Source organism: Bradyrhizobium sp. GW821-FHT13H06 (assembly GCF_058803975.1).
In genome coordinates, this window is record NZ_JBXAPN010000001.1 from 430,515 (window position 1) to 457,350 (window position 26,836).

At 63.3% G+C, this 26,836-nt stretch carries 25 protein-coding genes; 18 read left to right on the forward strand and 7 right to left on the reverse strand.

Annotated elements, in window-relative coordinates; genetic code table 11:
* Nucleotides 1-95: 95 nt before the first annotated feature.
* The 4 genes from AC1RQP_RS02100 to AC1RQP_RS02115 all read left to right on the forward strand — a co-directional run bounded on the left by AC1RQP_RS02100 (nt 96) and on the right by AC1RQP_RS02115 (nt 3,931).
* Entirely contained in the window at nt 96-2,129 is a 2,034-nt protein-coding gene (locus AC1RQP_RS02100; RefSeq protein ID WP_492935745.1) for a VTT domain-containing protein, read from the forward strand.
* On the forward strand, nt 2,129-2,803 hold the full coding sequence (locus AC1RQP_RS02105) for an endonuclease/exonuclease/phosphatase family protein (RefSeq protein ID WP_492935746.1): 675 nt from the start codon (nt 2,129-2,131) through the stop codon (nt 2,801-2,803). Before AC1RQP_RS02100 ends, AC1RQP_RS02105 begins: the two co-directional genes overlap by 1 nt.
* Before the next feature lie 230 nt (nt 2,804-3,033).
* A complete protein-coding gene (locus tag AC1RQP_RS02110) occupies nt 3,034-3,216 on the forward strand; it encodes a hypothetical protein (protein WP_239623626.1) in 183 nt (60 codons plus the stop codon).
* A 394-nt stretch (nt 3,217-3,610) separates the two neighbouring features.
* Complete coding sequence (locus AC1RQP_RS02115) at nt 3,611-3,931, forward strand: DUF1476 domain-containing protein (RefSeq protein ID WP_492935747.1); 321 nt, start codon at nt 3,611-3,613, stop codon at nt 3,929-3,931.
* A gap of 16 nt (nt 3,932-3,947) precedes the next feature.
* On the opposite strand, the gene AC1RQP_RS02120 is transcribed toward AC1RQP_RS02115, so the two are convergent.
* Complete coding sequence (locus tag AC1RQP_RS02120) at nt 3,948-4,526, reverse strand: TIGR00645 family protein (RefSeq protein WP_492935748.1); 579 nt, start codon at nt 4,524-4,526, stop codon at nt 3,948-3,950.
* 216 nt (nt 4,527-4,742) lie between these two features.
* On the opposite strand from AC1RQP_RS02120, the gene AC1RQP_RS02125 reads away from it, so the two are divergent.
* The gene (locus AC1RQP_RS02125) at nt 4,743-4,979 is read left to right on the forward strand and encodes a hypothetical protein (protein WP_492935749.1); all 237 of its coding nucleotides are present in this window, start codon (nt 4,743-4,745) and stop codon (nt 4,977-4,979) included.
* A gap of 33 nt (nt 4,980-5,012) precedes the next feature.
* Here the strand turns inward: AC1RQP_RS02125 and AC1RQP_RS02130 are convergent, their stop codons facing one another.
* On the reverse strand, nt 5,013-5,141 hold the full coding sequence (locus AC1RQP_RS02130; protein ID WP_492935750.1) for a hypothetical protein: 129 nt from the start codon (nt 5,139-5,141) through the stop codon (nt 5,013-5,015).
* A 787-nt stretch (nt 5,142-5,928) separates the two neighbouring features.
* On the opposite strand from AC1RQP_RS02130, the gene AC1RQP_RS02135 reads away from it, so the two are divergent.
* Nucleotides 5,929-6,849 carry a septal ring lytic transglycosylase RlpA family protein gene (locus AC1RQP_RS02135; RefSeq protein WP_239623622.1) on the forward strand — a complete coding sequence of 307 codons (921 nt, stop codon included), beginning with the start codon at nt 5,929-5,931 and terminating at the stop codon, nt 6,847-6,849.
* Here AC1RQP_RS02135 and AC1RQP_RS02140 read toward each other — a convergent pair.
* The gene (locus tag AC1RQP_RS02140) at nt 6,843-7,799 is read right to left on the reverse strand and encodes an alpha/beta fold hydrolase (RefSeq protein ID WP_492935751.1); all 957 of its coding nucleotides are present in this window, start codon (nt 7,797-7,799) and stop codon (nt 6,843-6,845) included. The two genes, AC1RQP_RS02135 and AC1RQP_RS02140, sit on opposite strands and share 7 nt — an antisense overlap.
* 154 nt (nt 7,800-7,953) lie before the next feature.
* Here AC1RQP_RS02140 and AC1RQP_RS02145 point away from each other — a divergent pair, with 154 nt between their 5' ends.
* The 9 genes from AC1RQP_RS02145 to AC1RQP_RS02185 all read left to right on the forward strand — a co-directional run bounded on the left by AC1RQP_RS02145 (nt 7,954) and on the right by AC1RQP_RS02185 (nt 17,711).
* Nucleotides 7,954-9,216, forward strand: a complete 1,263-nt coding sequence (locus AC1RQP_RS02145; protein ID WP_492935752.1) for a D-alanyl-D-alanine carboxypeptidase family protein — start codon at nt 7,954-7,956, stop codon at nt 9,214-9,216.
* Between the two features lie 2 nt (nt 9,217-9,218).
* Entirely contained in the window at nt 9,219-9,905 is a 687-nt protein-coding gene (gene tmk / locus AC1RQP_RS02150) for a dTMP kinase (protein WP_492935753.1), read from the forward strand.
* Entirely contained in the window at nt 9,902-10,948 is a 1,047-nt protein-coding gene (locus tag AC1RQP_RS02155) for a DNA polymerase III subunit delta' (RefSeq protein WP_239623618.1), read from the forward strand. The genes tmk and AC1RQP_RS02155 overlap by 4 nt, the downstream gene beginning before the upstream one ends.
* Nucleotides 10,949-11,060: 112 nt before the next feature.
* On the forward strand, nt 11,061-13,040 hold the full coding sequence (metG, locus tag AC1RQP_RS02160; protein ID WP_492935754.1) for a methionine--tRNA ligase: 1,980 nt from the start codon (nt 11,061-11,063) through the stop codon (nt 13,038-13,040).
* A gap of 13 nt (nt 13,041-13,053) precedes the next feature.
* On the forward strand, nt 13,054-13,830 hold the full coding sequence (locus AC1RQP_RS02165) for a TatD family hydrolase (protein ID WP_492935755.1): 777 nt from the start codon (nt 13,054-13,056) through the stop codon (nt 13,828-13,830).
* Between the two features lie 13 nt (nt 13,831-13,843).
* Nucleotides 13,844-14,641, forward strand: a complete 798-nt coding sequence (locus AC1RQP_RS02170; protein ID WP_492935756.1) for an MBL fold metallo-hydrolase — start codon at nt 13,844-13,846, stop codon at nt 14,639-14,641.
* A gap of 143 nt (nt 14,642-14,784) precedes the next feature.
* Complete coding sequence (locus tag AC1RQP_RS02175) at nt 14,785-15,378, forward strand: TRAP transporter small permease (RefSeq protein ID WP_492935757.1); 594 nt, start codon at nt 14,785-14,787, stop codon at nt 15,376-15,378.
* Between the two features lie 2 nt (nt 15,379-15,380).
* On the forward strand, nt 15,381-16,694 hold the full coding sequence (locus AC1RQP_RS02180; protein ID WP_492935758.1) for a TRAP transporter large permease: 1,314 nt from the start codon (nt 15,381-15,383) through the stop codon (nt 16,692-16,694).
* 39 nt (nt 16,695-16,733) lie between these two features.
* A complete protein-coding gene (locus AC1RQP_RS02185) occupies nt 16,734-17,711 on the forward strand; it encodes a TRAP transporter substrate-binding protein (RefSeq protein ID WP_492936364.1) in 978 nt (325 codons plus the stop codon).
* Nucleotides 17,712-17,771: 60 nt separating this feature from the next.
* Here the strand turns inward: AC1RQP_RS02185 and AC1RQP_RS02190 are convergent, their stop codons facing one another.
* The 4 genes from AC1RQP_RS02190 to AC1RQP_RS02205 form a co-directional block, all read right to left on the reverse strand.
* The gene (locus tag AC1RQP_RS02190; protein ID WP_492935759.1) at nt 17,772-19,421 is read right to left on the reverse strand and encodes an acyl-CoA synthetase; all 1,650 of its coding nucleotides are present in this window, start codon (nt 19,419-19,421) and stop codon (nt 17,772-17,774) included.
* Nucleotides 19,422-19,442: 21 nt separating this feature from the next.
* On the reverse strand, nt 19,443-21,332 hold the full coding sequence (locus AC1RQP_RS02195) for a TRAP transporter large permease (RefSeq protein ID WP_492935760.1): 1,890 nt from the start codon (nt 21,330-21,332) through the stop codon (nt 19,443-19,445).
* A 15-nt stretch (nt 21,333-21,347) separates the two neighbouring features.
* Complete coding sequence (locus AC1RQP_RS02200) at nt 21,348-22,379, reverse strand: TRAP transporter substrate-binding protein (protein WP_492935761.1); 1,032 nt, start codon at nt 22,377-22,379, stop codon at nt 21,348-21,350.
* An 894-nt stretch (nt 22,380-23,273) separates the two neighbouring features.
* Nucleotides 23,274-23,429 carry a hypothetical protein gene (locus AC1RQP_RS02205; protein ID WP_492935762.1) on the reverse strand — a complete coding sequence of 52 codons (156 nt, stop codon included), beginning with the start codon at nt 23,427-23,429 and terminating at the stop codon, nt 23,274-23,276.
* Between the two features lie 315 nt (nt 23,430-23,744).
* On the opposite strand from AC1RQP_RS02205, the gene AC1RQP_RS02210 reads away from it, so the two are divergent.
* The 3 genes from AC1RQP_RS02210 to AC1RQP_RS02220 are packed head-to-tail and all read left to right on the forward strand — an operon-like array spanning nt 23,745 to nt 26,473.
* Nucleotides 23,745-24,047: a helix-turn-helix domain-containing protein gene (locus tag AC1RQP_RS02210; protein ID WP_257194719.1), complete on the forward strand. Its 303-nt coding sequence runs from the start codon at nt 23,745-23,747 to the stop codon at nt 24,045-24,047.
* The gene (locus AC1RQP_RS02215) at nt 24,044-25,327 is read left to right on the forward strand and encodes a type II toxin-antitoxin system HipA family toxin (protein WP_354220562.1); all 1,284 of its coding nucleotides are present in this window, start codon (nt 24,044-24,046) and stop codon (nt 25,325-25,327) included. Before AC1RQP_RS02210 ends, AC1RQP_RS02215 begins: the two co-directional genes overlap by 4 nt.
* A 54-nt stretch (nt 25,328-25,381) precedes the next feature.
* Complete coding sequence (locus AC1RQP_RS02220; RefSeq protein ID WP_492935763.1) at nt 25,382-26,473, forward strand: ComEC/Rec2 family competence protein; 1,092 nt, start codon at nt 25,382-25,384, stop codon at nt 26,471-26,473.
* Nucleotides 26,474-26,836 lie beyond the last annotated feature (363 nt).

Below are 26,836 nucleotides of genomic sequence, written 5' to 3' on the forward strand. Positions count from 1 at the left end.
TAGACGCGAATGCGAATTGCGAGGTCCACCTGCTTCAGAGTTCATCGACCCTGATCCCTGGCGACACCGTCTGGCGGCGGTGCGAAGCGCGGCGTGTGGCGGTTCTGAACGATGCTGCCGCTTATTTCGCGGCCCTGCGGGAGGCGCTGCTGGAGGCGCAAGATCTCGTCTATCTCGTCGGGTGGGACATCCATAGTGAAACCCGGCTGGTCGGAGCTTCCGGACGAGCCGATGATGGCTTGCCGGAACAGCTCGGCCCGTTCCTGCGCGCGCTGGTTCAACGCCGGCCCGACTTGCGGATCAACATTCTCGTCTGGGACTTCGTCTCCCTTTACGCCTCCGAAAGGGAGTGGAATTCCGCGGCAAAACTTACTGCCGGAACAGATGGCCGCGTCCGGTTTCATCTGGATTCCACGCTTCCGTTTGGCTCGGCTCAACACCAGAAGATCGTCTGTGTCGACGGTTCACTGGCGTTCGTCGGCGGGCTCGATCTGACGATCAGGCGCTGGGACACGAGTGACCATCGCGCCGATCACGCATCGCGCTGCGACCCCCAGGGGAAGCCATACCTGCCGTTTCATGACGTCCAATGCATGGTCGACGGGGATGCCGCGGCATTGCTGTTCGAGCTCGCGGAGGCACGCTGGCGTGCGGCAGGTCAACAGAGAGATGAACGGCGCGCGCTGAAGAGCGTTCGGTGGCCGACCAATGTGCCGGTCGAGGCCGAGCACTTGCCGGTCGGTATCGCCAGGACCGAGGTGGTCTGTCCTGCAGGTTCGACCATCAGGGAGGTCGAGCGTTCCCTGATTGCAGCGATCCGGTCTGCGACGAGCTTCATCTACATCGAAAATCAGTTCACCAGCGCCACCAGGATCGCGCGTGAATTGGCGGAGCAGATGCGTCGCGCGCCATCGCTTCGGGTTCTTATCGTCGCTCCGAAACTGCATTCCTCGTGGCTGGAATCCCAGGCCATGCAGAACGGCCGCGGCGCCTTCATCGACTGCTTCGGTGCGGCCGGGGTCGCAGATCGCATTCGCTTTCTCTATCCGGTCTCACGCAGCGGAAATACGGAAGCTGCCGTGATGGTGCACAGCAAGCTCATGATCGTCGATAACAGGATATTGAGAATCGGCTCGGCTAACCTTAACAATCGGTCGATGGGGGCCGATAGCGAATGTGACCTCATTTTTGAGGCCGCATCCGAGGAGCATCGGGACTTCATCGCCTCGGTTCGCCATCGCTTGATCGCCCATTTCTGCGGTCTCGAAGAACAGACCCTCGCGCAAAATGAGGATCGTCTTTTTGCTCTCCTCGACGACGTGTCGAAAGGTGATGGGGCGAACACGCTGCGGGAAGTGGAGTCCTCGGGTTTGACCAGTACACTGGCCACGATGGTTCAGCCGGTGGCGGACCCTGAGAGGCCACTTCATTTGGAGCGGGCGGCATCTCGCATGTGGAGCACGAAGACGATAATCGGGATCGTATCGATCGTCGTGGCGCTTCTTGGGTTGGCGCTGGCCTGGACGTACACATCCTTGAGCGGTTTCGCCGATGAAGGCCGCATTTCGACGCTCCTGTCTGCCTATTCGCAATCCATCTGGGGACCATTCTTCGCGATCGCAGCGTTTGTCATCGGCGGGCTGGTGGTGTTTCCGATTCTCGTCCTCATTGCCGCAACTGCGGCTGCACTTGGGCCATGGCTGGGATTCTTCACTGCAATGGCTGGCGCCTTGCTCAGTGCCCTTGTCCTTTTCTTAATCGGACGGGTACTCGGTCGAGAACGCCTCCAGCATCTGCTTGGACGACGCGCAGCGCGCATCCAGGAACGGATTGTGGGTAGAGGCATTCTGGCCGTCGTCGTCATCAGGATGATTCCCGTCGCGCCGTACTCGATCGTGAATGTCGTCGCCGGTGCGAGCACGCTGCCGCTTCGTGACTTCATGGTTGGAACGCTGCTGGGTATCACGCCCGGGATTCTCGCCATGGCTGTCCTGGGAGCTCAGATCGCAGATCTGGCCAGGAATGCGTCCTGGAGCAACGTTTTGCTGCTCGCCCTGGCGTTTCTGGGCTGGCTCGGGTTCTGCGCGGGCGCACAATTCCTCGCGACCTGGCTCGCCGGGAGGCGCTGATGGCGCCGATGCGCTTCATGACATGGAATGTGCACGGCACGTTCAGTCTCAATCCGAAATTCAATCTGGAGGGTGTTTGCTCCATCATTCGCAAGTGGTCGCCGGATGTCGTCGCGCTTCAGGAGGTGGATTCCCGATCCCGGTCGGACGATCCGTTTGGGAAGCTCGCGCGTGTGGTCGGCGATCATCGCGTCCACGCCAAATCGATCGTCACGGAGGACGGTGACTACGGTCAGATGCTCCTGAGCCGCTTTCCGTTCTCCGGCGTGCCTGACATCGTCGACGTGTCGTATCGGGAGCGGGAGCCACGCCGAGCGATTGCCACAGGATTGCTGACGCCTCTTGGCGACGTCCGCGTGGTCGCCACTCATCTCGGCCTGAGTATCCACGAGCGTTATGCGCAGGCTCAGGCCCTGGTGAGCCTGGTGAAGCCTGGAAGAACTGTCGTCCTCGGCGATTTCAACGACTGGTTTTGGGTGAAATCGGTGCGGCGCGTGCTCGCGCAGGCCTGCCCCAACCGTACGCGGCTGCGAACCTTCCCGGCACGCTTACCCTTGCTTCGGCTCGACCGGATCTATGCAACGAGCGATAGTCGGTTCGGGAAAGTCTGGACCGACGAAGAGGCGAGGGCCTATTCGGACCATTTGCCTGTGATCGCGGACATCGAGATCTGATTTGCCGGCGACGGGACCGTTTCATTTCTCCTCTCGCCGTGGCCCAAAAAGCGGAACTCGCTCAGACGATGTGCCGAGGGATGAACGGGCTCTTGCGCCCTTAAAAAAGCGTTGTGGCAGCAGGACTTATCTACTGTGCATGGGGTTGTTTTCGCATATATTCAGGTATGGGCCTATGCCCCTCAGCGGGACCATACGGAACTTTTTCCTTGCCGCCGCGTTCATTCGGTATGACTGAAGACCTTTCCTTTCGACGCAAACCCCTGACCCCCGAACAGCGCCAGGCGCGTGATGCGGCGCGCCGGATCGAGGCCGAGAAGGCCATGCGCGACCATGAGGCGGCGCAGAAGGCGTTTTACGCCAACAAGGAACGGCTGAGGGCCGAGCGCTTGGCGCGTGAAGCGAAGGGCTGAGCGGACGCGCTTGCTGCCCAATCCTTGAAGCGTTTCTCCCGGCGACCCGCTTGGCCGCTTGTGTTGCTTGGACATTCCCTTCGCGCTCAGGGCCAGCTTCAGCGCCAGGACGGCCTCTGCCAAGGTCGAGCGGGCGTCATTGTGCCTCGATCGCTTTGGCCGCGCTGCGACAATCGTCGGCGACCTTCAGCAGTTCGTTCCTAAGCATCGCCAGCCTGGCCGGGTTGATTGGCGCGAAGCTGGTGCGTCGCGTGCACCCGCGCGTGCATCGGCAGGCTTGACGGCGTTCGGCTTCCGGGTGGAAGCTTCAAATGATCCCAAACTGACCTGAAGCACGGAGACCTTCGCTCCCAGCAAGTCCGATCCTCATCAGCGAACCCGAATGGAGCTGACCATGACCACGTTCGACAAGCGCGAGCAGGGCTTTGAAGCCAAATTCGCTCACGACGAGGAGTTCATGTTCAAAGCCACCGCGCGATCCAACAAGCTGCTCGGGCTGTGGGCCGCAGGCCAGCTCGGGCTCAGCGGAGATGCCGCGGCAAGCTACGCGAGCGCGCTGGTGACGGACCATCTGGAGAGCCGGACGATCGACGATATCGTCGGCAAGGTGTCAGGCGATCTCGCAGACAAGGGCGTCGCGCGTGAGCAGGTCGCTCAGAAGCTTCAGGAGTGCCTGCACCAGGCGCTGGCGCAGCTCGAAGCGGACAAGCAGTGAGACCGGCCGCTGCGCTTCATTCGGCGTGCTTGCGTGCGCCTGATTCACTGAGCTTGTCGACATAGGCAATGCCGATCGCCGAGACCACGAAGGTGAGGTGGATCAGCACCTGCCACATCACGCCGGTTTCGGTGAAGCCGGCGCGGTCGGAGCCGAGATTGCCGGCCTCGATGAAGGTGCGGAGCAGCGCGATTGAGGAGATGCCGATGATGGCCATCGCGAGCTTGATCTTCAGGACGCTCGCGTTGACGTGGCCGAGCCATTCCGGTTCGTCGGGATGGCCCTGGAGGTCGAGCCGCGAAACGAACGTCTCGTAGCCGCCGACGATGACCATCACGAGCAGGTTGGAGATCATCACGACGTCGATCAGCGCCAGCACGCTCATCATGATCTGCTGCTCGGTGAGGTCGAGGGCGTGCCAGGAGAGGTGCCAGAGCTCCTTGAGGAACAGCGCGATGTAGACGCATTGCGCCACGATCAGCCCGAGATAGAGCGGCAGTTGCAGCCAGCGCGAGCCGAAGATGATCGTCGCCAGCAGGCCGAGCCGCGGCGAAGGCGGGCGGGGGCCAGTTCTGGGTTCAGGCTCAACCGACATTCAGGCTGCAATCTCGCATAAGGACGATCTCGCCGTCGTGTACCCCGCCGAGATGGCCGGCGTAAGACGCGACGCGTCCGTGCCGCCTTCCATGGACAGCGCCGTTTCGTGCTACCGTGCCGACCGGCCGTCGGGTGACGACCGGCGAGTTGGAGGTGGGGAGTGTCTCGAAGCAGCCTTGGCAAGTGGTCCGGCGCAGTCGCATGCGCGGGTGCCATGCTGGTTGGTGCAGGCGGCGCCGAGGTCTCGGCGACGCCGCTGACGCCGTTTCGCTACGAGGCGCAGGCGCAGCGTCATTGCCCGCATGACAGGGTGGTCTGGCTCGACTTCAGGAACGGCGTCTACTACCGCAAGGGTCAGAAGCGGTATGGCCAGGGATTCGACGGCAGCTTCGTCTGCCTGAGCGAGGCCCGCGACGGCTTCTATCGCCGTTCACTGTTGGGTCTGCGCTGAGCGGCACGTGATCCAGGCTTGCCGACGCGCCAGCTACTTCTGCGCCGGCAGCTTGATCGGCACGTGCGGGCAGGTGCTGGTGATCCGGGGACTTCCATCCGGATAGGTGCGGTCGCCACGGATCAGGGATTCCAGGACCAGGAAGAATTTCTCGGCAAGCATCTGCGTCACCCTCGTTGGTGATGGCTCTCGCAATTGGTCGAGGCGCCGAACGCAGAAATTCAATCAATTGAATGGGAACGGGACAGTCGCGCTTGCTGCGCCGCGGTGAAGTTATGTCGTAGATCGGGAAGCAGGGCCCTCAGGCAAATGCCAGGGCCACGAGGCTCGAGCAGAGCAGCACCAAGCCGCCCGCGGTCAACGCCAGGAAACCATCGGATACGAGGTCATGGTTGCGCATGGGACACCTGCTACTCTCGTCTTCGATGCTCGGTCGGATCCATCAAAATCGTCCGAACGGGCCGCCTTGAAAGAGGTGACGCTTACCGCCCGCGCGAGTGCCTTTAGGCCCTCGTGCGGTAACCTTCAAACGCATGGGCCAGGAAGATCCCCGCGCTTACCAGACCCATCAGTGCCGAAACCGTCTCGATCATCGTTAAATTCCAATCCGCCCCTGCCAGCCGAGAAAACGCGTGCGGCCTTGCACAGTCAAAAGAATTTCGGTGAGCGCCGCGACAATGGGGGTGGGGTGAGGATTTGGCGCAACAGCTTGTCCAGCGGTGGCACAGAACGGGCGGCCAGGTTCCGTCGATCAGCCGGGAGAAACGAACCTGCCGTTTACCATGCCTGCGTGATCGCTGTGGGCTCCCCATTTCCGCCGTGTTCGGGTTGCGTTATCCTTACTACTTCCGACGCGGTGGTGGGCCGCCTTGGAATCACAGGACCGGATAGCGCTCTCCGTCACCAAGCGGGTTGGGTACGCCTCCGGCGGAATGGTATTTTGGGGCGCATGGGGATCCGACGGTCAGATTCGGTTTTGCGGGCCGCGCGTGGTGTTGCGGCGGTCGCGACCTGCCTCGCGCTCGCCAATTGCGCCTCGTCGAACAAATTCGCCAGCCGCGTCGATCCGAAATACGGCGTGTCCTCGAGCCCGCGGGTGGTGGCCTGGGGCGAACCGGTCCCGAAGGGCGGCGGCACCTACCGTGTCGGCAAGCCCTATGTCGTGGCGGGCCGGACCTACGTGCCGGAGGAGGACGTCAACTACCGCGCCGAGGGCATGGCGTCCTGGTACGGCGACGATTTCCACGGCCGCTTGACCGCCAACGGCGAGGTGTTCGACATGACCTCGCTGACCGCGGCGCATCCGACTCTGCCGATGCCGTCCTACGCGCGGGTGACCAATGTCTCGAACGGCAAGTCGCTGATCGTCCGCGTCAATGACCGAGGGCCCTATCACGGCAATCGCCTCATCGACGTCTCGAACAAGGCGGCCGAACTCCTTGAATTCAAAGGCAATGGTGTCGCCAAGGTTCGCGTCGAATATGTCGGCCGGGCGCCGCTTGAAGGCTCCGACGACCGCCAGCTGATGGCCACCTTGCGCACCGGCGTTCCGGCACCGTCGCCCTCGATGGTCCGTGTCGCCTCGGCAAAGCCGTTCGTGCCGGAGCTGCCGTCATCGAGCCGCGGCTCCATCCGCGGCGAGGTCCCGATGCCGGAAGGGCGCCCCTATAATCTCGGCAACACCTCGGCCGACATGGCATCGCTGAATGCGACCTCGGAAATGTCGGCCTCGAGCCGCGGCCGGGGCCGGGCGCTCCAGAACGCGCGCGCGGTGTCCTATGACGAGGACCGCCGCCTCGCCGAGAGCGCGCCTTCATCGGATGGCGCCGCCGAGGCCCGCAACATCCTGAGCGGCCGCGGGCTCTACTGAGCTGCGCTCGCCGTCAGGAAATTCACCAGCGCCGCGTTCACCTCGTTGGCCCGCTCCTGCTGCACCCAATGGCCGGCGCCCTCGAGGATCAGCCTGCCCTTGAGATTGGGCAGCACCCGCTCGAGCTCGTTGACGCGCTTCGCGCCGATCAGGCCGGTGATCACCGCGTCTCTTGAGCCTGCGATGAAGAGGGAAGGCTGGTGGATCTGTGCGTCCTGCCAGGGCGCGGTCAGCTCCCAGTTGCGGTCGATGTTGCGGTACCAGTTCAACCCGCCGCGGAAGCCGGACTTGCGGAAGGCTTCGGTGAAATAGGCCAGATCAGTCTCGCTGAGCCAGCCGGGCAGCGGCTCCTCGGCGCCCGCATGGCCGAGAAAGCCCTTGTCCTCCTGCACGAACATGGCCGCGGTGGGATCGGCGAGGCCGCGTCCGCCGAGCACGATGCGCATGGTGCGGGCGACGTCGCGCTCGAGCTCGGCCTCGGCGACGCCCGGTGTTTGGAAATACTGCCAATAGAAGTTGGTCACGCCACCCTGGCGCAACAAATCGAGCGGCCTGCCGCGCCCGCGGAACGGTGGCGGCACGCTGAGGCCCGCGACCGCCGTGAAGATGTCGGGCCGGAACAACGCCGCGTGCCATGCGACCGGGGCGCCCCAATCGTGGCCAACCACCATCGCCCTGGTCTCGCCGAGTGCCTGGACGAGGCCGACCACGTCACCGACCGTATCGAAGATCGAATAGGCCGCAACATCAGGCGGCGCTGCGCTTTGGCCGTAGCCGCGCATGTCGGGCGCGACGACGTGAAACCCGGCCTCGGCGAGCGCGGGGATCTGGTGGCGCCAGGAGTAGGACAGTTCCGGCCAGCCATGGCATAGCACCACCAGCGGACCCTGGCCGGCTTCCCGGACGAACAGCTCGACCCCGTTGGCCTTGATCATGCGGGTTGAGGACATTCGCTTTTCCGCCTTGTTTCAGGGGTTTGGTCGGCAAATATGAGATGCCACGATAGGGGCGCGAGGAGAATCGTGCAATCTCACGGGCAAGCATCCAACCGCGTGTTGTTCGCATCTGTTCCAACTGTTAGAACGCCTCCCTCAGGGCTTCGCCATGGCATTTCGTCTTCCTTTGCTTCGTCGCAACCGGCTCACCGCCGGCACGCTGGTGCGCGGGCTGATCGCTGCGGCCCTGGTGGCGGGGATCGGCTGGGGCGGGGCGCTCTATGCCGCCAACCAGAGCGTCCAGGGCGCCAAGAAAGCGGAAGAGGCCGGATTCGATGGCGATGCCCCGACTGCGATCCTGATCGAAGCCTCCAGCGGCAGCGTGCTGTTCGAGAAGAACGCCGACGAGCTGCGCGCGCCCTCGAGCATGATGAAGCTGATGACCGCGGAGGTCGTCTTCAATGCGATCAAGAAGGGCGACGTCAAGCTGACGGACGAGTACCGGATCAGCGAGAATGCCTGGCGCCGGGGCGGCGCGCCCTCGGGCGGCTCGACCATGTTCGCGGCCATCAACAGCAAGGTTTCGGTCGACGATCTCCTGCACGGCGCGATCATCCAGAGTGGCAATGACGCCTGCATCGCGCTTGCCGAAGCCATGGCGGGCAATGAGCGGATCTTCGCGGCCGACTTCATGACCAAGCGCGCCCGCGAACTCGGCCTCACCAGATCGACCTTCGGCAATTCCACCGGCTTGCCCGACCCCGGCAACAAGATGACGGTGCGCGAGCTCGGCATGCTCGCCCGGCACATCATTCTCGACTTTCCCGAATTCTACAAACTGTTCGGCGAGAAGGAGTTCACCTGGAACAAGATCCGCCAGCCCAACCGCAATCCGCTGCTCAATTCGATGGAAGGCGCCGACGGTCTCAAGACCGGCTACACCAAGGAAGGCGGCTATGGCATGGTGGGCTCGGCCGTGCAGAACGGCACGCGGCTGATCGTCGTCGTCAATGGCCTCGAAGACCCCGAGGATCGCGCCACGGAAGCCAAGAAGATGCTGGAATGGGGCTTCCGCAATTTCGAGACCCGCATCCTGATCCCGGCCGAGCAGCCGGTCGGTTACGCCAAGGTGTTCGGCGGCGAGAGCCCCTCGGTCAAGCTCGTCGCCAGGACGCCGGTGAAGGTGATGGTGCACAAGAACGGCAGCGACAAGCTGATTGCGCGCATCGTCTATAGCGGCCCGGTGCGCGCGCCGATCGAGGCCGGTCAGCGGGTCGGCGTGGTCAGGGTCTGGCGCAGCGGCAACATCGCGGTCGAGACGCCGGTCTATGCGGCGGAAGCGATCGGAGCCGGTTCGACCATGCGCCGCGCGATCGACGGTGCCAGCGAGCTCGTGATCGGCATGTTCCGCGCAGGCGCCGAGAAGCTCTGATCATGAGTGAGAGCGCGTTACAGCGGCCGTCCGGACGTGGACGCTTCATCACCTTTGAAGGCGGCGAGGGCGCGGGCAAGTCGACCCAGATCAAGAAGCTCGCTGACCGCCTCAAGGCGGCAAAGCTGCGCATCCGGGTCACGCGTGAGCCGGGCGGCTCGCCAGGCGCCGAGATCATGCGTCACCTGGTGCTGTCGGGTATGGGCAAGCTGCTCGGCCCCGAGGCGGAGACGCTGCTGTTTGCCGCCGCGCGCGATGATCATGTCCGCACCGTGATCCTGCCTGCGCTCAACCAGGGCACCTGGGTGCTCTGCGACCGCTTCGCCGACTCGACTCGGGCCTATCAGGGCAGCCTCGGCCGCGTTCCCGAGGGCCTGATCAACGCCATGCAAAGGGTCACGATCGGCGATCTCAAGCCTGATCTCACCATCATCCTCGATTTGCCGGTCGAGATTGGCCTGCAACGCGCTGCCGCGCGCCGCGGCAGCGGCACGCCTGACAGGTTCGAGGCCGAGAAGCTCAGCTTCCATGAGGGCCTCCGCGAAGCCTATCGCAAGATCGCGGCGGACGAGCCCGCGCGCTGCGTACTGATCGACGCCAATTCCGATCCCGACACGGTCGCGGCCCGAGTCTGGACGGCGCTGCGCGATCGTCTTCTTCCCACGCCGGCTTCGGTGATTTCGGCATGAGCCCGCGTCAGGCCGAGCGAGAAACCGCCATTCCCCATCCGCGTGAGACATCGCGGCTGTTCGGCCATCGAGAGGCCGAAGCCGCGCTGCTGGCGGCCTATCGCAGCGGACGCATTCCGCATGCCTGGCTGATCGGCGGGCCGCAAGGGATCGGCAAGGCAACGCTGGCCTATCGCATGGCGCGCTTCGTGCTAGGCCATTCTCAGCCGCTCGCGCCCGCCGTGCAGCGCGCCGAGAACCTTGCGATCGATCCTGACGACGCGGTCGCGCGCCAAGTGGCCGCCGGCTCGCATGGCGGCCTGCTGGCGCTGGAGCGAACCGCCAATGATCGCGGCGTGATGCGCACCGTGATTACCGTGGACGAGACGCGCGAGACGATCGCGTTCTTCGGCTCGACCGCGGCAGCCGAAGGATGGCGCGTCTGCATCGTCGACACCGTCGACGAGCTCAATCCAAACGCGGCCAACGCGCTTCTGAAGATCCTCGAGGAGCCACCCCAGCAATCGCTGTTCCTTCTGGTGAGCCACGCGCCCGCGCGCGTGCTCGCCACGATCCAGTCACGCTGCCGCAAGCTGCGCCTGCGGCCGCTCGCCACGGATGACGTGATCGCGGCCGCAGCTTCGGCGGCCGAGCTTGATCCGAACGATCCCGCGTTGCGCGAGGCGGCCGAGGCCTCCGAGGGGAGCGTCGCACGGGCGCTGACGCTGCTCGGCGGCGACGCCCTGAAACTTCAGCAGCGCACGGCAGCGCTGCTCGCGCGCCTGCCGCAGGTCGATCCGCGCGAATTGCACACGCTCGGCGATTCGCTCGGCACCAGCGACCGCGTCGCGCTTGCCGCCTTCATCGACGGCATCGACCGCTGGATCGCGGAGCGGCTGCATGCGGATGAGGCCAATGCCAACCAGAACCTGCCGCGCCTTGCGCGCCTAGCTGAGGTATGGGAAAAGATCGTCCGCGCCGCGCGCGACACCGAAACCTACAATCTGGAGCGCAAGCCCTTGGTCTTCTCGGTGTTCGGCTGGCTGGCGGACGCAACGCGCTAAAGCATGATCCGGAAAAGTGCGCAGCGGTTTTCCGAAAAGATCATGCGCAAAACAATAACCCTAACGCAGGTTCGTTTCCAAAATTTCGGACAAGCCCGTAAAGGAATTCGTGGTGGCAACGCGAGCTAAGAAGACCGTCAAAGGCAAGAGCAGCAAGTACAAGAAGGCTGCCAAGAAGGCCGTGAAGAAAGCCGCCGTGAGGGCCGTGAAGGCGCGCGCGGCCAAAGCCGCCAAGAAGACCAAGAAGGGCGCCGCCAGGAAGGGCGTGACGAAGAGCGCTGCGAAGACGACGAAGAAGGCCGGCAAAAAGGCTGCGAAGGGGCAGGTCGTCGCCAAGAAGGCTTCGAAGAAATCAGCTGCCAACAAGCCGGCCAAGGCTCCGGCGAAGAAGGTCGCGAAGAAGGCGGCTGCACCTGCCGTGACCGCAGCGCCGTCTCCTGTCGTCACGCCGCCGAGGGCTGTGACGCCCAAGGCGTCGAAACCCAAGACCCCGCGCGCGCCGAAGCCGGTCGCTGCTCCACAGGTCGCCGCACCCGTTGCCGCCCCCGCGCGCGACAACGTCTTCTACATCACGACCGCGATCGCCTATCCCAATGGCAGCCCGCATATCGGTCACGCCTATGAGGCGATCGCGACCGACGCGCTGGCGCGCTTTGCGCGACTCGACGGCAAGGATGTGTTCTTCCTGACCGGCACCGACGAGCACGGGCAGAAGATGATCCAGACGGCGGCCAGCGAAGGCATGTCCGCCGCCGCGCTCGCGACCCGCAATGCCGGCCGTTTCAAGGAAATGGACGAGCGTCTGAACGTGTCGTTCGACCGCTTCATCCGCACCACCGAGGAGCAGCATCACCGCTCCAGCCAGGAGATCTGGCGGCGCATGGAAGCAAACGGCGACATCTATGCCGACACCTATTCGGGCTGGTACTCGGTCCGTGACGAGGCCTATTACGCCGAGGACGAGACGCGCGTGAACGACGATGGCGTCCGCTTGGGCCCGCAGGGTACGCCGGTCGAATGGGTCGAGGAGAAGAGCTATTTCTTCCGCCTGTCGGCGTACCAGGACAAGCTGCTCAAGCTCTACGCGGACCACCCTGATTTCATCGGGCCGGACTCCCGCAAGAACGAGGTTGTGAGCTTCGTCAAGGGCGGTCTGCGCGATCTCTCGATCTCGCGCACCACCTTCGATTGGGGTGTGAAGGTGCCTGGCGACGAAGGACACGTGATGTATGTCTGGGTCGACGCGCTGACCAATTACATCACCGGCGTCGGCTTTCCCGATGAGAGCGACAAGAACTGGCGCTACTGGCCGGCCGACGTGCACATTATCGGCAAGGACATCATCCGCTTCCATGCGGTGTATTGGCCGGCCTTCCTCCTGTCGGCCGGAATCCGGCTGCCGAGGCGGGTCTATGCCCACGGCTTCCTGTTCAGCAGGGGCGAGAAGATGTCGAAGTCGGTCGGCAACGTCGTCGATCCCTTCAATCTTGCCGACCAGTACGGCGTCGACCAGATGCGTTATTTCTTCCTGCGCGAGGTGCCGTTCGGCCAGGACGGCAACTACAACCACGAGGCCATCGTGGCGCGCATCAATGCCGATCTCGCCAACGACCTCGGCAACCTCGCGCAGCGCTCGCTCTCGATGATCGCCAAGCAGTTCGGCGGCGTGCTGCCCGAGCCCGGGGACTTCAGCGACAACGACAAGGCGATGCTGGCAATGGCCGACGGCATGATCGCTGCGTCGCGCGAGGCCATGGCGACGCAGCAGATCCATCAATGGCTCAACGCCGTCTGGGCCGTGGTCGCAGAGGCCAACCGCTATTTCGCGGGCGAGGCGCCGTGGGCGCTCGCGAAGACGGATCCTGCCAGGCAGAAGACGGTGCTCTACGTCACCGCCGAAGTCGTGCGCCAGGTCGCAATCCTTGCTCAGCCCGCGATGCCGATCGCCTCGGGCAAGCTGCTCGACAGCCTCGGCATCCCCGAGACCGAGCGCGACTTCGCCATGCTCGGCGGCACCAAGCGCATCGCACCCGGCTCGACCTTGCCGGCGCCGACGCCGGCGTTCCCGCGCTACGTCGAGCCGGCGGCCTGAAGGCGTTCGCGCGATGCTGGTCGACAGCCACTGCCACCTGGATTTTCCGGACTTTGCGGAAGACCTCGACGGGATCGTGTCGCGGGCGCGAGCGGCCGGCATCACGCGCATGGTCACGATCTCGACGCGGGTGCGCCGGCTGAAGGATCTGCTCGCGATCGCCGAACGCTATGACGACGTCTATTGCTCGGTCGGCACCCATCCGCACAACGCGGACGAGGAGGACGGCATCGCGCCGGACGAGCTCGTTGTCCTGACGCAGCACCCCAAGGTCGTCGCGCTCGGCGAGGCTGGGCTCGACTATTTCTACGACAACGGCTCGCCGGAGGCGCAGGCGAGGGGCTTTCGTGCCCACATTGCCGCCGCCCGCGCCACCGGCCTGCCGCTGGTGATCCACACCCGCGAAGCCGACGAGGACTGCGCACGCATTCTGGAAGACGAGGCGGCCAAGGGATCGTTTCGCGCCGTGCTGCATTGTTACACGGGCGGACGCGAGCTGGCACTGAAGGCGGTGTCGCTCGGGCTCTATATCGGCTTCACGGGAATCCTAACCTTCAAGAAATCAGAGGCCTTGCGCGCGCTCGCGGCCGAGCTGCCATCGGACCGTATTCTGGTTGAAACGGACTCGCCCTATCTTGCGCCCGGCAAGTTTCGAGGCAAGCGTAACGAGCCGGCCTATGTCGTCGAGGTGGCAAGAGTGCTCGCCGAGACACGCGGCGTGTCGTTTGACGAGATCTCGCGCCAGACCACCGAAAACTTCTTCCGCCTGTTCTCGAAGGTGAGAGCTTGAGACTGGGAACCACATGACGTTGACGCTGACGATCCTGGGCTGCGGCTCCTCCGCCGGCGTGCCGCGCCCGGCGCTCGGCTGGGGCGCCTGTGATCCCAACAATCCCAAGAACCGCCGTCGCCGCTGCTCGCTGCTGGTCGAACGGACGTCCGAGCACGGCACGACACGCATCGTGATCGACACCTCGCCGGATCTGCGCGAGCAGTTGCTCTCGACCAATGTCGATCACATCGACGCAGTGTTCCTGACGCACGAGCACGCCGACCAGACCCACGGCATGGACGATCTACGCTCGGTCGTCATGCACATGCGCCGTCGCATCCCGACCTACTTCAACCAGTCGACCGCCAAGGACATCCTGTCGCGATTCTCCTATTGCTTCATCTCGCCGGAGGGCAGCGACTACCCGCCAATCCTGACTCGGCATTCGATCGAGGCGGGCGAGAGCCAGACCATCCTGGGGAAGGGCGGCGCGGTGACGATGACAGCCTTCCTGGTGCAGCACGGCAACATTCCCGCGCTCGGCTATCGCATCGGCGATGCCGCCTACACGCCCGACCTCAACGACATCCCGCGCGAGAGCTGGGGCGCACTGGAAGATCTGGACCTCTGGATCGTCGATGGCCTGCGCTACACCAGCCATGTCAGCCATTTCAGCATCAACGACGCGCTGTCCTGGATCGAGCGGTTCAAGCCGAAGCGCGCGGTCATCACCAACATGACCGCTGACGTCGACTACGAGGTCATCCGTCAGTCGCTGCCGGCCGGCGTGGTGCCGGCCTATGACGGGCTGCGGCTGGTGACGCAGTGAACCTGGGGTAGAAATTCTGGCGTCAGCCGGCATACTCCTTGCTTGCACCCACCCCATCATGTTGATCTAACGTCTGAAAGACAGGCGTTGGACACGGCGATATTCAGGCGCGACCGGCACGGGTCGATTGAATCGCCTTGAGAATGGGGATTGCGTTGGCAGGGGACGATGTGGCGGCTCGGGGACCGGTGCGACGCGCTCTGGACCTGCTTTATCTCGGCGCGGGCTACGCCGCGGGCGTCTTCCTGGTCGCGATCTTCGCAATCATGATGGCCATGTCGGTCGGACGCCAATTTGCGATCAACATTCCCGCCGGCGACGATTTCGCGTCCTGGTGCATGGCCGCGATGGCTTTCCTCGGCCTCGCGCACACCTTCAAGCGCGGAGAGATGATCCGCGTCGGCCTGCTGCTGGAGCGTCTGCACGGGCGGACCAAGCAGATCGCCGAGATCACGGCGCTCGGTATCGCCACCGCCTTCATCCTCTATTTCACCCGCTATGCCGTGCAGATGACCTACGACTCCTGGCGCTTCAACGATGTGGCGCAGGGCGTCGTCGCGCTTCCGCTCTGGATTCCACAGCTCGGCTTTGCCGGCGGCCTTGCGATCCTGTCGATCGCGCTTATCGATGAAATGGTCAATGTCGTCGGCGGCGGCCGCCCAAGCTACGAGAAGGGCTCGCCGGATGAGACGCCGGACGAATTCATCGAGCGCATCTCGCAGGGCGGCGGAGGTTGACCATGGCCAATCTCGGCATGATCGAGCTGTCGTTCGTTCTGCTCGGCGTCATGATCCTGCTGCTGGGAAGCGGCGTGTGGATCGCGGTCTCGCTTGGACTTGTCGGCTTCGTGGCGATGGCGCTGACGACGAGTCTCCCGCTCGGCGCCGTGCTCGCCACCACCACCTGGAGCGCTAGCTCGTCATGGACGCTGGCCGCGCTGCCGCTGTTCATCTGGATGGGCGAGATTCTCTTCCGTACCAAATTGTCGGAAGAGATGTTCCGGGGGCTGTCGCCCTGGGTTCAGTGGCTGCCGGGACGCCTGACCCATGTCAACGTGATCGGCTGCGGCATCTTTGCGGCGGTGTCCGGCTCTTCGGCGGCGACCTGCGCGACGATCGGAAAAATCGCGCTGCCTGAGCTGGACAAGCGCGGCTACGACAAGAACCTCAGTCTCGGATCGCTCGCAGGCGCGGGCACGCTCGGCCTCCTGATTCCGCCCTCGATCCCGATGGTGGTCTACGCGGTCACGGCGAACGTCTCCGTGCTTCAGGTGTTCCTCGGCGGATTCCTGCCGGGCGTGCTCGTGATGGTGCTCTATTCGGGCTACATCATCATCTGGTCGCTGCTCAATCCCAAGAAGGTTCCGCCACGCGATCCGCCGATGCCGTTCCGACAGAAGCTGCGAGAATCGGCGAAGCTCGCACCCTGCCTGCTCCTGATCCTGGCCGTGTTTCTTTCACTCGTACTGGGCTTCGCGACCGCCACCGAATGCGCCGCATGGGGCGTCACGGGCGCGCTGCTGCTGGCGTGGTGGAGCGGTACGCTCACGCGCAAGAACTTCCTCGAGAGCATCATGAGCGCGACGCGCCTGACCTGCATGATCATGCTGATCCTGGCAGGTGCGGCCTACACCACGGCTGCGATGGCCTATACGGGCATTCCGGCCGCGCTCGCCACCTGGGTCCAGGGTCAACAGCTCACGCCGGGCATGCTCGCGCTGTATCTGAGCATCATGTACATCATCCTGGGATGCCTGATCGACGGCATCTCGATGATCGTCCTGACCGCCGTCATCGTGCTGCCGATGGTGAGGCAGGCCGGCCTCGACCTGGTCTGGTTCGGCGTCTATCTCATCATTCACGTGGAAATGGCGCAGATCACGCCGCCGGTTGGATTCAATCTCTTCGTGCTCCAGAACATGAGCGGCCGTGATACGTTCACCGTTGCGCGGGCGGCGTTTCCGTTCTTCGTCCTGCTGCTCGCGGCTGTGTTCATCATCACCGAGTATCCGCAGATCGTAATGTTCTTGCCCAAGCTCGCCTTCCCAGACTGAGCGTGCGAAGTGTTCAAATTGACTGTGAGGAGAAGCCCGATAATGTCCCGTTTAATCCGCGCATCCTTGATCGCCGGCGCTATGCTCGCCGCGACGCCCGCTATGGCTCAGACCAAATGGAATCTGCCGGCGGCATATCCGGCCGACAATCCCCATTCCGAGAATCTCGTCGCGTTCGCCAAGGACGTCGAAGCCGCCACCTCCGGCAAGCTTCAGATCACGGTTCATCCGGGCGCCTCGCTGTTCAAGGCACCCGACATCAAGCGCGCGGTCGTGACCGGGCAGGCGCAGATGGGTGAGGTGCTGCTGTCGATTCACGAGAACGAGGACCCGCTCTTCGGCATCGACGTCGTGCCGTTCCTCGCGACCAGCTTTCCGGACGCGCTGAAGCTGTATCAGGCCTCCAAGCCCGCGATCGTCAAGAAGCTCGATGCGCAGGGTCTCAAGCTGCTGTTCGCCGTGCCGTGGGCGCCCCAGGGCGTCTATGTCAACAAGCCGCTCGCCTCGATCGAGGACATGAAGGGCCTGAAATGGCGGGCCTACAATGTCGGAACCGCGCGGATCGGCGAGCTGGTCGGCGCCCAATCGGTCACGATCCAGGCGGCCGAGCTGCCGCAGGCGCTTGCGACCGGCGTGGTGAACTCCTTCATGTCGTCGGGCGGCACGGGCTACGACTCGAAGGCCTGGGAGTCGCTCAAGTACTTCTACGACGTGCAGGCCTGGATCCCGAAGGACTATACCTTCGTGAACAAGGCCGCGTTCGACGCGCTCGACAAGCCGACACAGGAGGCCATCCTCAAGGCCGCGGCGACCGCGGAGACCCGCGGCTGGAAGGCTTGGCAGGACAAGAGCACCTGGTATCTCGATCAGCTCAAAGCGAAAGGCATGAACGTCGAGCCGCCAAGCCCGGCGCTCAAGGCCGGCTTCCAGAAGATCGGCGAACAGCTCACGGCCGACTGGCTCAAGAAGGCCGGCGCCGACGGTCAGGCGATCGTCGACGCCTACAAGAAGATGTGAGGATGAGGCCTTCCGCCCGCCGCCTTCCGGTGCGCGGGCGGAAGGTATTCTGCAATCAGCTCAGGCCGAGATCGCCTTCGCCGATCCGACCTCGTTGCGCAGCAGGAATTTCTGGATCTTGCCGGTCGAGGTCTTCGGGATGGGGCCGAACACGACCGCCTTCGGCGTCTTGAAGCCGCTCATGTGCAAGCGGCAGAAGGCGATGATGTCGGCCTCGCTGGCGCTGGCGCCGTCCTTCAGTTCGACGAAGGCGCAGGGCACTTCACCCCATTTCGGATCGGGCTTGGCGACTACGGCTGCGAACAGCACGGCCGGGTGCTTGTAGAGGATGTCCTCGACCTCGACGGAGGAGATGTTCTCGCCGCCGGAAATGATGATGTCCTTGGAGCGGTCCTTGATGATGACGTAGCCATGCTCGTCGAGCACGCCGAGATCGCCGGTGTGAAACCAGCCGCCTTCGAACGCTTCCCTGGTCGCCTTCTCGTTCTTGAGATAGCCCTTCATCACGATGTTGCCGCGGAACATGACCTCGCCGATGGTCTCGCCGTCGCGCGGCACCTCCTGCATCGTCTGCGGGTTGATGACGGTGACGGCTTCCTCGAGCGGGTAGGGCACGCCCTGCCGGCGCTTCATCCGAGCCCGCTCAGCCGCCGGGAGCTCGTCCCAGCCGGGCTGCTCGGCGCAGACGGAGGCGGGGCCGTAGACCTCGGTCAGGCCGTACACGTGTGTCAGCTTGATGCCGATGCGTTCGGCGCCTTCCAGCACCGCGACCGGCGGCGCAGCGCCGGCGATCAGGCCGACGACGCGGCGGGCCGCATTGCCCTTGGGCGCATCGGGTGCATTGATCAGCGTGTTGTACACGATCGGCGCGCCGCACATGTGCGTGACGCCGTGCTGCTTGATCAGCTCGAAAATCTTCGTTGGCTCGACCTTGCGCAGGCAGACATTGATGCCGGCCGAGGCCGCAATGGTCCACGGGAAGCACCAACCGTTGCAGTGGAACATCGGCAGCGTCCAGAGGTAGACCGGATGCTGGCCGAGATTGCCGGCGAGGATGTTGCTGACGGCGTTCAGATAGGCGCCGCGATGATGGGTGACGACGCCCTTGGGATTGCCTGTCGTGCCCGAGGTGTAGCTCAGCGCGATCGCGTCCCATTCATCGCCCGGCGTGATCGCGGCGAAGTTCGGATCGCCCTCGGCGACCGCCGCCTCATATTCGATCTCGCCGATGCGATTGCCGCCCTTGAACGCGGCGTCGTCGACGTCAACCACGAGCGGCTTGGGGCCCGTCATCTGCGCCAGCGCGTCGGTGATGACGCCCGAGAACTCGGGGTCGACCAGGATGATCTTCGCGCCGCCATGGTCGAGCTGAAACGCGATCGAGGGCGCATCGAGGCGGATGTTGAGCGCGTTGAGCACGGCGCCGGTCATGGGCACGGCGAAATGCGCCTCGTTCATCGCCGGAATGTTCGGCAGCATCGCCGCGACGGTGTCGCCGACACCGATACCCTTGCGCGCGAGCCATGACGCAAAGCGCCGGCAGCGCTCATAGGTCTGCGCCCAGGTGAAGCTGCGGCCCTCATAGACGGTGCTGACGTGATCGGGATAGACGGCGGCGCTGCGCGCGATGAAGCTCAGCGGGCTCAGCGGCACATAGTTGGCGGGTGTCTTGTCGAGGCCGATATTGTACGGGTTCTGCCGCTCACTCATCGACACACTCCTCAAATCGCGTCAAAGAAATCCGATCGAGATCCAGGGGAAGATCGCGACGATGATCAATCCCACCAGCAGCGCCAGCAGATAGCCCCAGATCGGCCTGATGCCCTCGGCCGGATCGACCCGTCCAATGGCGCAAGCCGCATAATAGCCGACGCCGAACGGCGGGGCGAATAGCCCGATACCCATGGCGAGAATGATCACCATGGCATAGTGCACCTCGTGCACGCCGACGGCGCGGGCGATCGGGAACAGCAGCGGTCCGAACAGCACGATGGCCGGAATGCCCTCCAGCACGCTGCCGAGGATGGTGAAGGCGAGGATCGAGACGGCAATGAAGGTCGTCGCTCCGCCGGGCAATCCCGTCATGGCCGCAGCCAGCGAGCGCGAGAAGCCGGATTGGGTCAGGCCCCAGGCCATGCCGGTCGCCGTGCCGATGATCAAGAGGATCGCGCCCGACAGCGCCGCCGTCTCGACCAGCATCGGAAACAGCCGCCGCCAGTCGAAGCGGCGGTAGACGAGGAGGCCGACGAGGGCGCCATAGACGATGCCGATGGTGGAGACCTCGGTCGCGGTGGCGATGCCCTCGACGACGGCGTAGCGGATCACGAAGGGCAGCGCGAGCGCGGGCAGGGCGACGATGAAGGTCCTGCCGATCTCGGATGCCGTGGCGCGGCGGACGTGACTCATGTCCTCGTGGCGGTAGCGCCACCACACCAGCATGCACAGCGTGATCGCGAGCACGACGCCGGGCAACAGGCCACCTGTGAACAGGGCTGCGATCGAGACGCCGGTGACCGAGCCGATCGTGATCAGCACGAGGCTCGGCGGAATGGTCTCGGTCTGGGCGCCCGTCGCCGCAAGGAGCGCGACGAGGTCGCCAGGCTTGGCACCGCGCTCTTTCATCTCGGGAAACAGCACGGGCGCGACGGCGGCCATGTCGGCGGCCTTGGCGCCGGAAATGCCGGAGACCAGGTACATCGCGCCGACCAGCACATAGTGCAGGCCGCCCCTGATATGGCCGAGCAGGCTCGCCAGGAACGCCACCATGGCCCGCGCCATGCCGGTCATCTCGATCAGGAGGCCGAGGAACACGAACAACGGCACCGAGAGCAGGATGAGGTGGCTCATGCCCTCGTCCATGCGCCCGACCAGCACCATGACCGGCGTGCGCGTGGCGAGCGCGAGATAGCCAAAGATCGCCAGGCCAAAGCCGAACGCAATGGGAACACCGGCAAAGACGCAGAAGCCGGCAACGCCGACGAAGAAGATGACGAGGTTGAGATTGCCGAGCTGCCGCAGGAGCGGCTCCGCCAGCCAGAACAGGCCGATTACGGCAGCAACGGTGACGAAGGCAGTTGCTACCATCCGGTAATCGGCCGCGCGCAGCAGCCGCAGCAAGGCAAAGGCCGCCATGAGGCCGATGCCGGTCGGCAGCGCGGCGGCGCGCCACATGTTGGAGATCTGGAGCGCCGGGGTGGTTATGTAGCTCTCTTCGTAGGCATAATCGAAGGACGGCCAGACGATCAGCGCCAGGAACGCCAGCGCCGCGCAGGTTGCGACCAGATCGAGATAGGCCCGCATCGCAGGCCTGGCGCTCGCAACGACCGCGGTCATGCGCATGTGCTCGGAGCGGCGGAAGGCGACCGCCGCGCCCAGCATGGCCAGCCACAGGAACAGGATCGAAGCGAGCTCGTCGGACCAGATCAGCGGCCGGTGCAGCCCGTAGCGCGCGACCACCCCGGCGAACAGGATCACGATTTCGGCGACGACGAGAATCGCCGCCGGGACTTCGACGAGGAGGCCGAGCACGCGCTCAGTTAAGCCCAGCAGTGAAGGTCGGCGAGGGGACTGCACAGCCACCTCGCCCGTTACTTCGGTCACCTCGACCTCGATATGAGCCATGACGGCCCCGACGCGTTACGACAGCTTGCCGACCGCCTTCTCCAGGAGGTCCCAGGCCTGATCGCCGTATTTGCCTTTCCACTCGGCATAGAAGCCGGCGGCGCGCAGCTTGTCCCGGAACGGCGCAACAGTCGGCTGGTTGAAGGTCAGGCCCTTGCCCGCGAGTTCCTGCTGCAGGCTGGCATTGAGCTTGGCGGTGTCCTCGCGCTCCTTCACGGCCGCGGCGTTGATGTTCTTGGCGACGATGGTACGCACGTCCTGCGGCAGCTTTTCCCAGGCCCTGCGGTTGGCCAGGAACCAGAAGCCGTCCCACATGTGGTTGGTCAACGAGCAGTATTTCTGCACCTCGTAGAGTTTTGCCGTCGAGATGATCGCGAGCGGGTTCTCCTGGCCCTCGACGATCTTGGTCTGGAGCGCCGAATAGACCTCGCTGAAATTGATCGAGGCGGGCGCCGCATCGAACGCCTTGAACATCGAGGTCCACAGCGGCGACACCGGCACGCGGATCTTGAAGCCCTTGAGGTCGTCCGGCCCGGTGATCGGCTTGGTTGACGACGTGGTCTGGCGGAAGCCGTTGTCCCAGATCTTGTCCATGACCTCGAGCCCGGCCTTCTTGATCTCGCCGCGGACATGGGCGCCGAGATCGCCGTCCATGGCCTTCCAGACCGTGTCGTAGTCCGGGAACGCGAAGCCGATGCCGTTGATGGACGCCGCCGGCACCAGGGTCGACAGGATCAGTCCCGACAGCGTGAAGAACTCGACACCGCCGGAGCGGATCTGGCTCAGCATGTCGGTGTCGGACCCGAGCTGGTTGTTCGGGAAGATCTGCAGGTCGAACTTGCCGCCGGTCTCGCTCTTGATCGCCGCGGCCATTTCCTTGGCGCGCACGTTCATAGGATGGGTGTCGGGCAGGTTGTTGGCATATTTGTAGGTGAACTCGGCGCTCTGGGCGCGGGCCACATGGGGCGCACCGAGGCCGCCCAGGACCGCGGTCGCGGCGGAGGCCTTGAGAAGCGTGCGTCGGGAAAAGCGCGTCGAAAAGACCATGGGTCTGCTTCCTCGGAAGGTTTGTTGTTGTTCTGAGATGCAAACCTATACGGACGGTCGGTCTTCAGGTCATCTGCGATCTCGCGAGGCCTCGCTTATTGCAGCCGGACAACGTCACGGCAATATCGGCTTTCGGCACGGAGATCCGATTTCAAAATCTGCAAAACAACCCCATGCACAGTAGCTTTCAAAAGCTCAGGCGACGGTCGAGGCGCAGGCAGCAACCGGCGCTCAAGTGGAGATGCCGCCGCAGGAATTACAGCTAAACTATTGATCTAATTCGAGATAAAGATATTCCATAATATACCTTATGCGAATTAGAGATAAGGCGCGCGGGGTTCCCGCTTGCTGAATGTCGTTCGCGTTTGAATTTGTCACTGGGGCCTCTGGTTGATTTTGTCACTCGCCTACTGATGCAATTGGCCTTTCTGGCCGGCGGCGTCTTCACGCTTGTCGCGGCTCGATCGGCCCCTGATTCTGGAAGACTCAATTCTGTCACCGGCGGTGTTGGCGCTTCGAGATTCAATTTTGGCACTGAGCGATAGCTCGGCCTATCGCAGGATAACTTACACTGCGATAGGCCGAGCCACGCTGCGCTCGTCGACGGGATCTACCGGCCGTCATCGGGACTGGGTTTGGGCTGTTGCTGGCGCACCCTGAGCCTGTGCAGGCTGCGGCGCTTGATTGGATCGGCCTAGGGGCAAGCGCTCGGAGGAGCGGTCATCCTCATGTGATGCTTGTCGTATCCGAACCAGAGTGTCTGCCTGGCGGACCGAAGCGCACGTCCCGTCGAAGTACCCTGACGCTGGCGACGGGCTCGGCGGGCGTGTTCGTCGCGTCGCTCCCGACAATCACGCAGCGGCCACCAAACACGCAGTCGTCCTTTTTCCAGCGTCAGCCGTCCTCTTGGGCCTTCCCGTAGACGACGTCGCCGCCGGGAGCATTCAGCAACGGCACTGCTGCTCCTCCCAGAACGTGATCAATCCCGGCGGCAGTCCGTCCCATCTCGGCGCGATCAATCAATCCAGTTTCGGGATCCACAACGATCACCGAGACGGTCTCTCCCGATTGCGCAGGTTCCGGAACGAGATTGGGCTGACCCAGCGGATCAGGCCTTCAAGCATTTCGAGACCCGACCGCGCTGCTGTGCGGTCTCCGAAGGAATTCCGCCGTCCAAGGACGATCGCAGAGCTGCGAATAGCCTTCGACCCACCTAACGAAAACCGGCATCGGCGCCCTCTCCTTCCGCGGCCAGGATACATCCCATTGGGAAGGGTCGCGAGGACGCGCCTGGGAGACCCGCCAATCTTGACTTATAAGAGATAATATAATATCTATTATTGGCAAATAATGGGAACAGAGGCTATGGATATATCCCTTAATTTAAGCTCACCCCAAGACGTTGCCTCCGATATAGCGAACCGCGCAAAGCAACGGCGATTAGAGGCCAACTTAACCCAGTCGGGGCTTGCCGCTCGCGCTCAGGTCAGCTTGGGCACGCTGAAGCAATTCGAGCGCACAGGCAAATCTTCCTTAGAGTTCCTCATAGCCATCGCGTTCGCTCTCGGCGCCGAAAAGGAATTCGAGGGGCTGTTTCCTCCGAAGCCGCACAGGTCGATCGAAGACGTGATTTCCAAGCCTGTCAGAATTCGGGGACGCAGAAAGTGAAGAAGCCGAAGGTCCCAAACGGAAAACCGCCCCAAGGCATCCAAAAGCTGGGGGTGTCGCTCGATTTCTACGGCGAAAAGATCGAGGTAGGAACATTGGCATGGAGCAAAGAGGAACGCCGGGCGTATTTCGAGTACCACCCCGATTTCGCCGCGAGGCGCCTCAACGTATCTCCATTCAAGCTTCCCGTCGGCGAGGGAGCAAAGCCGGCGCCGAATTCGCCGTTCGCCGGGCTGCACGGCATGTTCAACGATAGCCTCCCCGACGGTTGGGGCCGCCTACTCCTTGACCGTCATCTGCAAAACCTCGGATACGACTTCAGGCTCCTCACGCCTCTAGACCGCCTGGCATACGTCGGCCAGACCGGCATGGGAGCGTTGCGCTACATTCCCGATAATTCCCTTAGCAAAGCCGCCGGCGACGCCGTCGACCTCGATTGGCTTGCTGCACAAGCTGAGGCGGTCCAAGGCGAGGTCGACGAAGCCGACGTGGATCGTCTGCTCGAAATCCAAGGTGGCTCCGCCGGCGTCCGCCCCAAGATTATGATCGGCTTGAATGGCAAGACCGGTAAGATCGTAGCCGATACCGGCACCGAGCTTCCGGAAGGCTTCGAAGCTTGGCTGGTAAAGTTCAAATCGAACGTCGATCACTCCGAAATAGGAAAAGAAGAGTACGCCTACTCTCTTATGGCGAAGGCAGCCGGCGTCGATATGCCCGCCACTAAGCTCATCAAAACCAAGAAGGGCAGCTATTTCGCCGTCCAAAGGTTCGACAGAACCGAGGGTGGGAGCGCGCATGTACAGACGGTGAGCGGGCTGTTGGAGGCCGATCATCGGGCTCCGTCCATCGACTACGATACGCTGCTGAAAGTCACGCGGCTTCTGACGCGCGACGAGCGTCACGTGCGCCAGATGTTCGTCCGGATGATCTTCAATGTCCTCGCACACAACCGGGACGATCACGCGAAAAATCACGCTTTCCTGCTTGCAAAGGATGGAGTTTGGCATCCGACGCCGGCGTACGACCTCACGCTCTCGGAGGGCCCCGGGGGCGAACACAATCTAGCTGTGGACGGTGAAGGGAAGAACCCGACCAAAAAGCACATTCTAAAGGTTGCGCAAAATGCGTCGATTCCGCAGACGGAAGCCGAGCAGTTCGTCGAACAAGTTCAGCGTGCCATAGATCGCTGGCCCGAATATGCAAAAGAAGCCGGATTGACGGAGAAACGTCTCCAGGAAATCGACCGGCTGTTGAACAAGCGTGGACCGGGTGCCGCTTAGGACGGCGGCATTTCTCCCCAAACGTAGCCAACATTGCTTTCTGGACACCACCCTATGGCCTACGAAATAGATTTTCATCCCGTCGGGTCGGGGACCAACAGCGGCGACGCGATAACAATGCGCTACTGGACGGGCGCGGAGTGGCGCGTGATTGTCATCGATGCTGGATTCCAGGAAACCGGCGAAGCAATCGTCGAGCATGTGCGGTCGGTGTACGGCACGAACACGGTTGAGCACGTCGTCAGCACGCATCCGGATAACGATCACATCAGCGGTCTCCGCGCAGTCATCTCGCAACTGAATGTGCAGAATCTCTGGATGCACGTTCCCGAATACCACGCGAAAAATATGATGGATTACTTCCACGATCCTCTATGGACGCTGGAAGGTCTCACTGCGGACTTGCGGCGCGCCTACCCGATCGTCAGCGAAATCCGAGACTTGGCTCTGAAGCGGGGCACGTCGCTTCAGCCTCCGTTTCAAGGCGCGAGGATCGGACCCTTCACGGTGCTTTCGCCGACGCTGGCGATGTACGAGGGCCTCCTCCCCCAATTCCGGGACACCCCAAAGCCCGCGCAGCAACTCCTCGTCTTCCTGGGGCATTGGCTCACAGGAATCGGGCGACGCGTGGCGGCGGAGATTCGGCGCATCATCGCGGAGGACCTGTTCACCGAGACGCTCCGTGAAGGCGGCATCACGGCGGCGGAAAACGAATCCAGTGTGGTCTTGTACGGTCAGATCGACGGTCGAAACATCCTCCTGACGGCGGACGCCGGCTTGAGGGCTCTTGACGCTGCCGTGTCGTACGGGATCGCCATCGGTCTTCAGTTCGGTACCGCTCTGAACGTATTCCAGGTCCCGCATCACGGCAGCCGCAACAACATCTCCCCTGCATTGCTCAATCGGATCGTCGGAAATGTCTCGGGGTTCGGATCCAGAAGGTCGATTGGTTGCGTCATCTCCGCCGGGCCCGAGGATGAAACTCATCCGCGACAAGTCGTGGTGAACGCTCTCCTGCGTCGTGGCGTCGAACCCCAGGACACGAAGAAGGGCCTACTTCTTTTCAATCACGGCGTTTCGAATCGGGCGGGCTTCAGTCCCGCACGCACGCTGGAGTTTGCCACGCGGGTGGAAGCCTATGACTGAGATGGTATCGACGTCTTCCCCGGCCAAGATCCGACAGGTGACTTGCGGGGATCGTTTCATCCCCCGACGGTCACATTGCGAGTAAGTGCTGCTCGAGTTGCTTGGCGATCGGAACTCGTAACTTCTTTGAACCTGCGTTGCCTCGTTGGCAACGGAGGCATACTTGGGTGTAATCGGCCTGCCCGCTCTCTTTCGGCGTGAAAAGAGCGCGGCGCGCCCTTGGTTATCAATCAGAAACCCGAGCAACTGCGCATTCTTTAACTCATGAAAAGCAAGCGTCGAGACGCCTTCGCCCCAAAGGAATTTCCGGCAACACTCTTTCGACCTCCAGACAAACGGAGCGATGACTGGCCGGATGAGCCG